This is a genomic window from Sphingosinicella sp. (genome assembly GCF_013911755.1).
GTDB lineage: Bacteria > Pseudomonadota > Alphaproteobacteria > Sphingomonadales > Sphingomonadaceae > Sphingosinicella.
In genome coordinates this window covers 1-9,761 of sequence record NZ_JACESP010000041.1, presented here as the reverse complement: position 1 = coordinate 9,761, position 9,761 = coordinate 1, and the positions used below count along the sequence as shown (strand labels likewise).

General features: G+C 64.2%; 10 protein-coding genes. 2 read left to right on the top strand and 8 right to left on the bottom strand.

The window, feature by feature from the left end:
- Nucleotides 1-68 precede the first annotated feature (68 nt).
- Nucleotides 69-812 (bottom strand): sulfite exporter TauE/SafE family protein, encoded by a 744-nt coding sequence (locus H2052_RS17575; protein WP_293784807.1) that lies wholly within the window; start codon nt 810-812, stop codon nt 69-71.
- Nucleotides 813-1,014: 202 nt separating this feature from the next.
- Here H2052_RS17575 and epsC point away from each other — a divergent pair, with 202 nt between their 5' ends.
- The gene (gene epsC, locus H2052_RS17570) at nt 1,015-1,713 is read left to right on the top strand and encodes a serine O-acetyltransferase EpsC (protein ID WP_293784804.1); all 699 of its coding nucleotides are present in this window, start codon (nt 1,015-1,017) and stop codon (nt 1,711-1,713) included.
- A complete protein-coding gene (locus tag H2052_RS17565; protein ID WP_293784801.1) occupies nt 1,710-2,051 on the top strand; it encodes a DUF2794 domain-containing protein in 342 nt (113 codons plus the stop codon). The genes epsC and H2052_RS17565 overlap by 4 nt, the downstream gene beginning before the upstream one ends.
- Before the next feature lie 99 nt (nt 2,052-2,150).
- Here the strand turns inward: H2052_RS17565 and H2052_RS17560 are convergent, their stop codons facing one another.
- From H2052_RS17560 to H2052_RS17530, 7 genes are all read right to left on the bottom strand, one after another.
- Nucleotides 2,151-3,059, bottom strand: a complete 909-nt coding sequence (locus H2052_RS17560; RefSeq protein ID WP_293784798.1) for an SDR family NAD(P)-dependent oxidoreductase — start codon at nt 3,057-3,059, stop codon at nt 2,151-2,153.
- 66 nt (nt 3,060-3,125) lie between these two features.
- Entirely contained in the window at nt 3,126-3,833 is a 708-nt protein-coding gene (gene phoB, locus H2052_RS17555; protein ID WP_121051814.1) for a phosphate regulon transcriptional regulator PhoB, read from the bottom strand.
- 4 nt (nt 3,834-3,837) lie between these two features.
- Nucleotides 3,838-4,572: a phosphate signaling complex protein PhoU gene (gene phoU / locus H2052_RS17550; protein WP_293784787.1), complete on the bottom strand. Its 735-nt coding sequence runs from the start codon at nt 4,570-4,572 to the stop codon at nt 3,838-3,840.
- A 14-nt stretch (nt 4,573-4,586) separates the two neighbouring features.
- Nucleotides 4,587-5,387: a phosphate ABC transporter ATP-binding protein PstB gene (gene pstB / locus H2052_RS17545; RefSeq protein ID WP_293784810.1), complete on the bottom strand. Its 801-nt coding sequence runs from the start codon at nt 5,385-5,387 to the stop codon at nt 4,587-4,589.
- A gap of 5 nt (nt 5,388-5,392) precedes the next feature.
- A complete protein-coding gene (pstA, locus tag H2052_RS17540) occupies nt 5,393-6,691 on the bottom strand; it encodes a phosphate ABC transporter permease PstA (RefSeq protein WP_293784784.1) in 1,299 nt (432 codons plus the stop codon).
- Complete coding sequence (gene pstC / locus H2052_RS17535; protein WP_293784781.1) at nt 6,684-8,093, bottom strand: phosphate ABC transporter permease subunit PstC; 1,410 nt, start codon at nt 8,091-8,093, stop codon at nt 6,684-6,686. The genes pstA and pstC overlap by 8 nt, the downstream gene beginning before the upstream one ends.
- 136 nt (nt 8,094-8,229) lie before the next feature.
- The gene (locus H2052_RS17530; RefSeq protein WP_293784778.1) at nt 8,230-9,486 is read right to left on the bottom strand and encodes an ATP-binding protein; all 1,257 of its coding nucleotides are present in this window, start codon (nt 9,484-9,486) and stop codon (nt 8,230-8,232) included.
- Nucleotides 9,487-9,761: the final 275 nt, after the last annotated feature.

Sequence of the window (9,761 nt, the reverse complement as noted above, 5' to 3'; positions counted from 1 at the left end):
TCACTGAAGCCCCCCGCGGCCCGCCGGATCCCCCCCCTCCCCGGCGGGCCGCACCCGTTCTGGGAACGCTAGAAGAAGGCGCGCCAGATACCGAAACCGCTGGTGAGCGTCAGCACGACGCCGACGATCATCAGCAGCGGACGCGGCTCGATCCTCTTTGCCAGCCACGCGCCGAATGGTGCGGCGATCACGCCGCCGATGAGCAGTCCCAGCATCGCCTTCGTGAAGAACTCGACGCCAAGCGTGAACAAGAACGTCGCCGAAACCGTAAGGGTCAGGAAAAACTCGGTGGTGTTGACCGTGCCGATCGTCTTGCGGGGCGATGCGCCTTGAATCAACAGGTTCGACGTGACGACCGGGCCCCACCCGCCGCCGCCCGCCGCATCGAGGAAGCCGCCGGCAAGACCCAGCGGTTCGACAATGCGCGGATTCTTGATCTTTGGCGGATAGCGCCAACTGCGCCAGATCAGCAGAATGCCAATGCACGAGAGATAGGCGAGCACAATCGGGCGCGCAGCTTCGGCAGAAACCTGCGTGAGCAGGTAAGCCCCAAGAACACCGCCGATTACACCTGGAATGACAAGGCGCGCGAACAGCTTCCAGTCGATGTTGCGGTGGAGCGCATGGCTGATCCCTGAAACGGCCGTGGTGAAGGTCTCCACGGTATGGACGCCCGCCGACGCCGCGGCGGGCGGAACGCCGAGGCTGACGAGCAAGGTCGAGGAAATGACGCCGAACGCCATGCCAAGAGCACCATCGACGAGCTGTGCAGCGAAACCCACGGCAATGAATGACAACAGTTCCGTCGGCATAAGCGAGGGCAATTCCATCTGCGGCTATTCTCTACCACTTTGATGGCATATAGAGTCGCGCCCACAAGCGAGTTTTTCTTGGCGGTGCCAAACCCACCTCCGCAGCGGGCTTTCAGCACCTTCCATACGAGGGGCTGGCAATTCGCCATCGCGCGCCCTAGATTCGCTTCCAGCTGGACCGGTCCGGGGAAGCGGTACGATCATGTTCGAAACCTTTGTTGCCTACCTTGATTCGGTGAAGGCGCGCGACCCTTCCCCGCGTTCGCGTTGGGAAATCCTGCTGTATCCAGGCGTCCTCGCGCTCGGCCTGCACCGCGTGGCGCACTGGCTCTATCGCGGCGAGATGTTCTTCCTCGCACGCTTCGTAAACCACCTTTCGCGCGCGCTGACGGCCATCGACATTCACCCCGGCGCGAAGATCGGCAAGCGGCTGTTCATCGATCATGGATTCGTCGTGATCGGCGAAACCGCCGAGATCGGCGACGATGTGACCATGTACCAGGGCTCGACGCTCGGCGGCACGAATCCCACGAACGGCGTCGCCGGCAAGCGGCACCCGACGATCGGGGACGGCGTCATCATCAGCCTCGGCGCGGCCATCCTCGGTCCCATCACCGTTGGCGCGGGCGCACGCATCGGCGCGAACGCGGTCGTCACCAAGGATGTGGCGGAAGGCGCGACGATGGTCGGCATCCCGGCACGCTCGACGCTTGTCGAGGTGAAGCCGGAGACACAGGACTTCGTGCCCTACGGCACGCCGTGCAGTGAAAAGTTCGATCCGCAGACGCAGCAGCTCGAAATCCTGCGCTGTGAGGTGGAAACGCTGCGCAAGCGGCTGGCGGAACTGACTCCCGCCGACCTCAAGCCTGCCAAGCCGGGGGCCTCCGCCCGGAAGGCATGAACAACGTCACGCCCCTTTTTGCGGGGCGTTGCCCCACCCAGGTCTTCTTCGACCGGCACGAGTTGAACCACATCATGAGCCTTTACGGCCGTATGGTCGCTGCGGGCCTCTGGCGCGACTATGCCGTTGACATGAACCGGGACGAGGCGGTGTTTTCCGCCTTCCGCCGCGCCTCGGAGCGCCCCGAGATCCGCGTCGTGAAACGCCCCGAGCTGCGTACGCGGCAGGGCCAATACCTGCTGCTCGGCGACGCGGGCGCCGTGCTGCGCCGCGGCCACGAACTGCCGCCGCTGCTCGCGCCGCTGGAGCGCAAGCTCTTGAAGCTGGTGGACGTCTAGAGCGCGCTGCGTGAAATCGGACGCAGGACGCGCGCTCTATCTTTTTGTTGTCGCATCGTTCGGGGCGGAAAACCGGTTCCCACTTTTCCGCACGATGCTCTAGCCCTTCAACTCGCCCAGCCGCGACATGACGAGACCGCCCTGCTCTGCGCCGTTCGTTGGCACGGTCTCGCCGGCGCGGTCGGTGATCTCTGCGATCCGTGCTGCAACGGTTTCCACCGTGCGCTCCGCCTCAGGCACCATGATGCCGTGCGTCAGCGTCACGTGCGCGGCGTGGAAGCCCCCTGCACCGGCACCGAGGATCGTGCTTGTCGGCGCCACGTTGCTGACGAGGTAAAGCGCGGCCGGAACCACGTTTTTCGGCGCGAGAAGCCGCAGCATCTCTTCGGGCATGACATCCTCCGTCATGCGTGTGCCCGCCACCGGGAAGATCGAATTGACGTGGATGTTCGACTTGGCGCCCTCAAGCGCCAGCGTCTTCATAAGGCCGACGAGGCCGAGCTTAGCTGCACCGTAGTTCGCCTGCCCGAAATTGCCGTAAAGTCCGGTCGACGAGGAGGTCATCAGGATGCGGCCATAGCCGGCGTCACGCATCGCGTCCCACACAGCCTTGGTGCAGTTCACCGAGCCCATCAGGTGCACATCGAGGACGAAGCGGAAATCGTCGAGCGTCATCTTCGCGAAACTCTTGTCGCGCAGCACGCCCGCGTTGTTAATGAGGATGTCGACACGGCCCCAGCGCGAAAGCGTGTCCGCGACCATCGCCTCGACGGCGGAAAAATCGGTAACGCTCGCGGGGTTCGGCACGGCCGTGCCGCCCTTTGCCTCGATCTCCGCAACGACCTGTTCCGCCGCGGTCGCCGAACCGCCGCTGCCGTCGCGCGCACCGCCGAAATCGTTGACGACGACTTTGGCACCGCGCGCTGCCAGCTCCAGCGCGTATTCGCGGCCAAGGCCGCCACCTGCACCGGTGACGATCGCAACGCGGCCCTTGAAATCAATGGTCATAAGCAGCTCCCCGAAAACGAAATCGGGGGATTGCCTAGCGAAGCGGTCCTCTTGCGAAAACCCGTCTTATGCGACAGCTTCCCGGCGGCCGTCCGTATCGAGCGAATAACCCGCCGAGCGCACCGTGCGGATCACATCCGGCAGACCATCAAGGTTGATCGCCTTCCTGAGACGGCGGATATGCACGTCGACGGTGCGCTGCTCCACGTAGACGTCGCGCCCCCAGACCGAATCCAGCAGCTGCTCGCGCGAGAAGACGCGGCCCGGATGTTCGAGGAAGTGCCGGAGCAGACGAAACTCCGTGGGCCCGAGCGCCACAGGCTGGCCGTCGCGCGTCACCTTGTGCGCGGTCGTATCCATGAAGATACCCGCATATTCGAGGTTGCCGCCGGCAAGCGCAGGGCGCAGGCGACGCAAGACGGCACGGATGCGCGCAACGAGTTCGCGTGGGCTGAAGGGCTTCGTGATGTAGTCGTCAGCACCGATTTCGAGGCCGCGGATGCGGTCCGCCTCCTCGGTGCGCGCAGTCAGCATGATGATCGGCAGGTTGGCGGTCGCCGGCTCGCGGCGCATCCTCCGGCAGACCTCGATGCCCGAGAGATTGACGATCATCCAGTCGAGAAGGACGAGATCGGGCTTCTCCTCGTCCGCGAGTACCAGCGCTTCCTCGCCGTCTTCGGTGCTGACGACCGCGAAATCTTCCTGCTCCAGGTTGTACCGGATCAGCTCGACGAGGTTCGCGTCGTCCTCGACCACCAGAATCTTCGGCTTCATGTCGCTATCGCTCCTGTTCGCCTTCGACGTCTTCGCTGACCGTATAGACGGTTTCGTCGGCCTTCTGCCGATCGGTCAGATGCTCACCCGTGGCCGTGTAGTAGACGACCTCGGCGATGTTTGTGGCGTGATCGCCGATCCGCTCGAGGTTCTTGGCGATGAACAGCATATGCGTGGAGGGCGTGATGTGATGGGGGTTTTCCATCATGAACGTCAGCAGCGCCCGGAACAAGCTGTTGTAATATTCATCGACCGAGTTGTCGCGCTTCCACACGTCACGCGCGAGTTCGGGATCGCGGCGGGCATAGGAATCAAGTGCATCATCGACCATCTGCGAAACGATGCGCGCCATTTCAGGCACGATCACCATCGGGCGGATCGGCGAATCCTGCGCGATCGAATTCACGCGCTTTGCATTGTTCTTGGCGTAGTCGCCGATGCGTTCGATCACCGCAGAAATCTTGAGCGCAGCGATCACCTCGCGAAGGTCGTCGGCAAGCGGCGCGCGGCGCGCGATCGTGGCGATGGCGAGCTGCTCGACCTCCGCTTCCAGCTTGTCGATGCGCGGGTCCGACTGGACGACCGCCTGCGCAGCCTCCGCATCGCGCGCAACGATAGCGGCGACCGAGCGATCGACCTGATCCTTCGCAAGCCCGCCCATCTCGCCGATGAGCAGGCGCAGCTGCCGCAAATCCTCGTCGAAGGACTTGACGGTGTGCGCAGTGGGCGTGGTGTTCATGGCGATCCTGCCTCCTAGCCGAAGCGGCCGGTGATATAGTCCTTGGTACGCTGCTCGCGCGGATTGGTGAAGATTTCCGCGGTATCGCCATATTCGACGAGCGTGCCCAGATGGAAAAAGGCCGTGCGCTGGCTGACGCGTGCTGCCTGCTGCATGTTGTGCGTGACGATCACGATCGCGTAGCGGCCGCGCAGATCATCGATCAGCTCTTCGATCTTCGCGGTGGCGATGGGATCGAGCGCCGAGCACGGCTCGTCCATCAGGATCACCTCCGGGTCGACGGCGATGGCGCGCGCTATGCACAGTCGCTGCTGCTGGCCGCCCGAAAGCGCCGTACCGCTGTCTTGCAGACGGTCCTTCACCTCGCTCCAGAGGCTGGCGCGCACGAGGCTCTGCTCGACGATGGTGTCGAGCTCCGCCTTGGTGGAGGCAAGCCCGTGGATTCGCGGACCGTAGGCAACGTTTTCGTAGATCGATTTGGGAAACGGGTTCGGCTTCTGGAATACCATGCCCACGCGCGCGCGGAGCTGCACGACGTCCATGTCCGGCGCGTAGATATCATGCCCTTCAAGCTCGATCCGACCCTCGATGCGGGCCGCATCGATCGTATCGTTCATGCGGTTGAGGCAGCGCAGGAAGGTGGACTTGCCGCAACCCGAAGGGCCGATGAAGGCGGTGACGAGATCGGTATGCACGTCGATGGAGACGCCGTTCAACGCCTGCTTGTCGCCGTAGAACACCTTGACGTCACGCGCCGTCATCTTGGGCGGCGACGTCACCGCCGCCTCCGCATTCGCCGTCATGGTCGCCATCATATCGTTCACCAGCGTTTCTCGAACTTGTTGCGGAGGTATATCGCGAGGCCGTTCATCAGCATCAGGAAAACGAGGAGCACCATGATCGCTGCCGAGGTTTTCTCGACAAAACCGCGGGCAACCTCGTCCGACCACAGGAAGATCTGCACCGGAAGCACCGTCGCAGGGGTGGCGAGACCGCCCGGCACGTCAGTGACGAAGGCGCGCATACCGATCATCAGCAGCGGCGCCGTCTCGCCGAGCGCACGCGCCATGCCGATGATCGTACCGGTAAGGATGCCCGGCAGCGCCAGCGGCAACACATGGTGGAACACCACCTGAATCTGCGAGGCGCCCACGCCGAGCGCGGCGTCGCGAATCGACGGCGGCACCGACTTGATCGCTATGCGTCCGGCAATAACGATCACCGGCAGCGTCATCAGCGCGAGCGTAAGCCCGCCAACGATGGGCGCCGAGCGCGGCATCCCGAAGAAATTGAGGAACACCGCAAGCCCGAGCAGACCGAAGATGATCGAAGGCACCGCGGCGAGGTTGTTGATGCTGACCTCGATCATGTCGGTGAACCGATTCTTCGGTGCGTACTCTTCAAGGTAGATCGCCGTCATCACGCCGATCGGGAAGCAGAGAAGCAGCGTAACGGCGAGCGTGAGCAGCGAGCCCTTCGCCGCGCCCCATATGCCGGCAAGCTCGGGGCTCGTCGAATCCGCCATCGTCAGGAATGTGGTGTTGAGCGTGGTGCGCACCGCGCCCTCGGACTTCAGCCTGTCAAACGCCGCGATCTCCGCGTCCGACACCGGGCGGTTCGCTTCGGGCGCGTCTCGCTCGATAAGCCCCTTACCGAGCAGGTCAAAATCACCCGAAGTCGGCACCCACACATCCACGCGCTGGCCGATGAGCGCCGGATCGCCGCGTACAGCATCGCGCAGCGCAAGCCACGCACCGTCGCTGACGAGATCCTTCGCGGCGATGCCGAGACCCTCGGCGCGCGCAGAGGCGGCGGCAGTCATCACACCCTGGAAATTCGCCGTGTTAAGCGCATTTTCGCTACCTGCGCCCGCAAGCGCGCTGCTGTCGATGCCGAGCACAAACGGATCGTATTCGACCGCAAGCTTCACCTCGGTCCGCAGGAAACCCGTGTAACCGTTCGCGAAGATCGTCCCCAGCAGGAACAGCAGGAAAACGCCCGCCAGCGCCAGCGCAGCGAACCCCATGAAACGGAAGCGGCGTTCCTTCGCATAGCGCCGTCGCACGCGCGCCTGCATGACGGGCGATGCCCAATCGGTCTGTACGCGCGGGCTATTCATACGCTTCCCGGTAGCGCTTCACGACAGCGAGCGCGTAGATGTTGAGGCACAGCGTCACCGCAAACAGCACGAGGCCGAGCGCGAACGCCGAGAGTGTCTTCGCCGAATCGAATTCCTGATCGCCGGTGAGGAGCTGCACGATCTGGGCCGTGACGGTCGTCACCGACTGGAACGGGTTCGCGGTAAGATTGGCGGCAAGGCCCGCGGCCATCACCACGATCATCGTTTCACCGATCGCCCGGCTTACGGCGAGGAGCACGCCGCCGACAATGCCGGGCAGCGCGGCCGGGATCAGGACGCGCTTGATCGTTTCCGAGGTGGTGGCGCCCATCGCGAGGCTGCCGTCACGCATCGCTGCGGGGACGGCAGTGATCGAATCGTCCGCCATTGAGGAGACGAACGGGATGATCATGATGCCCATGACCACGCCCGCCGCCAGCGCGCTTTCGGAGCTGGCGTTCGAAATGCCGATCGAGAGCGCGAATTCGCGAACGGCGGGCGCGACGGTGAGCGCCGCGAAATAGCCGTAGACCACTGTGGGCACGCCCGCGAGCACCTCCAGCATCGGTTTCATGATCTTGCGCGAGCGCGGCTTCGCATACTGGGTCAGGTAGATCGCCGACATGAGCCCCAGCGGGATCGCGACGATCATCGCAATGATCGCGCCGATGAAAATCGTGCCCCAGAACAGCGGCACCGCGCCGAACGCGCCCGATGAGCCGACCTGATCGGCGCGAATCGCCGTCTGCGGGCTCCAGTTGGTGCCGAACAGAAACTCGATCGGCGACACGCGGCGGAAGAACTCGACGCTTTCATAGATGAGCGAAAGCACGATGCCGAAGGTGGTGAGGATCGACACCAGCGACGACAGGACGAGCACAACCATGATGAACCGTTCGACGCGGGGCCGGGCGCGGAAGTGCGGACGCACGCGCAGCCAGGCGAAGCCGCCGCCCGACATCGCAAGCAGCGCCGCAAGGCCAGCGATCACCAGAGACCATTGCGTCTTGATCGAGCGATAAATCGGGACCGCCGCATCGGCCGCGGGGTTGAACGCCCCCGAGAGCTGCCCCGAGACGACGCCACGCACCTCGGTAAGGAAGGCCTGCCGGTCGAGCGTCGTCTGCGGCTGGCTTTCAGCGGGAAGCGACGCGATCGTGCGGTCCGCGATGATGCTTTCGCCAACGACTGTCCAAGCCAGCACGAGGATGAGCGCCGGCACCAGCGCCCACAGCGCGACATACCAGCCGTGATAGGCGGGACGGGAATGGATCGACGAGATCCGGTCCGCAGCGTTCGCGAACGTACGTCCACCCGCGAACGCAGCGGCACGGGCGCGGGCAGCGAGAAACGCCGCGACGGCCAGACCGAGCAGGACAAGGATCAGGGCAGCTGCTGACATGATCGAACGGCGCGCATTGCCAACCTTCCGGCACGCACGCCTTCATCCTTTCTCGTTGATACGCCCATTGCCGCGACGGTGCGGCGGATTGATTCGCCCGGTTGCACGTTCCGGGCGCTTGTGTGGTGTCATCTTTTCAGATTTGTGACACCGACGCGGGCAAAGTGAAGCTGACGGTGGTGCCGACCCCCTGCTCGCTGGTGATTTCCAGAGTTCCGCGATGCCTTTCGACGATGTGCTTGGCGATAGCGAGCCCGAGCCCGGTGCCGCCAAGACGCCGCGAACGGCCTGTATCCACGCGATAGAAGCGCTCGGTAAGGCGCGGGATATGCTCTGCGGCGATGCCGTCGCCGACATCGGCGATGGAAATTCGCACAACCTCTCCCTGCAGCGCTTTCGCCCGATCGGCGGAGACGGTGATCGGTGTGCCGGTGCGTCCGTATTTGATCGCGTTGGTCATCAGGTTGTGGAGCACCTGAAGTACCTGGTCCTTGTCCGCGATCACCTGTGGCAGCTCCGGCTCTATGGCCATCACGAGCTGCCGCTTGTCCGCCTCCAGCGCCATGGCGGAGGTCGTCGCGACGTTTTCGAACAGCGGTGCGAGATCGATGATCTCGCGTGGGCGGATGTTCTTGTCGAGTTCGATGCGCGACAGCGACATCAGGTCGTCGACGAGCCGCGTCATGCGCGCAGCCTCATTCGCCATCACGTCGAGAAAACGCGCGCGCGCCGCCGGATCGTTCGCGGCCGGCCCTTGCAGGGTTTCGATGAAGCCGACGAGCGTCGCAAGCGGCGTCCGCAGTTCGTGGCTGGCGTTCGCCACGAAATCGGCGCGCATCCGCTCGGCGAGCCGCGCGGGCGAAACGTCCGCGAACGACAGCAGCAGCCGCGCGTCTCCCGCTGGCCCGGCGCGTAGGCGAAACACCGTGGAGTGCCGCCCGATCCCCTCGATCTCGCGGATCGAATCGCGGTTCTGCCGCATCGCGGTCGTCACCGTCTCGATCACCGCGGGATGCCGAATGGCGATTCGGATGTCCTCGCCAAGCGCATGGGCACCGAAAGCGTCCACCGCCTCCGCGTTCATCGCGAGGATACCGAAGTTGCGATCGACGAGAACGGCCGCGTTTTCGAGCGAGTCGAGCATGATTGACGGCTGCGCATCATCCGTGTTCGCCGCGCCCTCCTCGGGAAGCCGGGGCGGCGTTCGCGGCGGGCGCGCGGCGAACGCCCCGGCCGCAGTCGCAAGCAGCGCGAGCAGGGCGGCGCCGATCAGCTCATTCCATGCAAACGCATAGCCCGCCGCTGCCGCGAGCACGACCGCCGCAGCGACCGCGATCCACCGGTTCCGGCCGGCGCCGTCAGCGTCCAGGGCATCATCCGTAGATGTCGGCACGTTTTACAACTTTCGCTTTTCTGGCTGCCGTTTACTTCGCAACCCATTAGAAACGCAGCAATGGTATGGTCCTTGCTTCCCATGAGAGCAAGTCGGCGTATAAAGTGTATTCGAGGGATTTCGGGACAGGCATATGACAGACGAACGCAAAAGCGACGAGATGGAGCTGGCAGAAGGCAAGGCCTCGCGGCGCGCCCTGCTGCGGCTTGGCGCGGTGGCAGCACCGGCGGTTGTCACGCTGCGTCCCGCATGGGCGACCGGCGGCTATCACGGTG

Excerpts from the sequence above, each read along its gene's own strand:
- pstA (WP_293784784.1), bottom strand. The coding sequence starts at position 6,691 with ATGAATAGCCCGCGCGTACAGACCGATTGGGCATCGCCCGTCATGCAG.
- phoB (WP_121051814.1), bottom strand. The coding sequence starts at position 3,833 with ATGAAGCCGAAGATTCTGGTGGTCGAGGACGACGCGAACCTCGTCGAG.
- H2052_RS17565 (WP_293784801.1), top strand. The coding sequence starts at position 1,710 with ATGAACAACGTCACGCCCCTTTTTGCGGGGCGTTGCCCCACCCAGGTC.
- H2052_RS17560 (WP_293784798.1), bottom strand. The coding sequence starts at position 3,059 with ATGACCATTGATTTCAAGGGCCGCGTTGCGATCGTCACCGGTGCAGGT.
- pstB (WP_293784810.1), bottom strand. The coding sequence starts at position 5,387 with ATGATGGCGACCATGACGGCGAATGCGGAGGCGGCGGTGACGTCGCCG.
- epsC (WP_293784804.1), top strand. The coding sequence starts at position 1,015 with ATGTTCGAAACCTTTGTTGCCTACCTTGATTCGGTGAAGGCGCGCGAC.
- phoU (WP_293784787.1), bottom strand. The coding sequence starts at position 4,572 with ATGAACACCACGCCCACTGCGCACACCGTCAAGTCCTTCGACGAGGAT.
- H2052_RS17575 (WP_293784807.1), bottom strand. The coding sequence starts at position 812 with ATGCCGACGGAACTGTTGTCATTCATTGCCGTGGGTTTCGCTGCACAG.
- pstC (WP_293784781.1), bottom strand. The coding sequence starts at position 8,093 with ATGTCAGCAGCTGCCCTGATCCTTGTCCTGCTCGGTCTGGCCGTCGCG.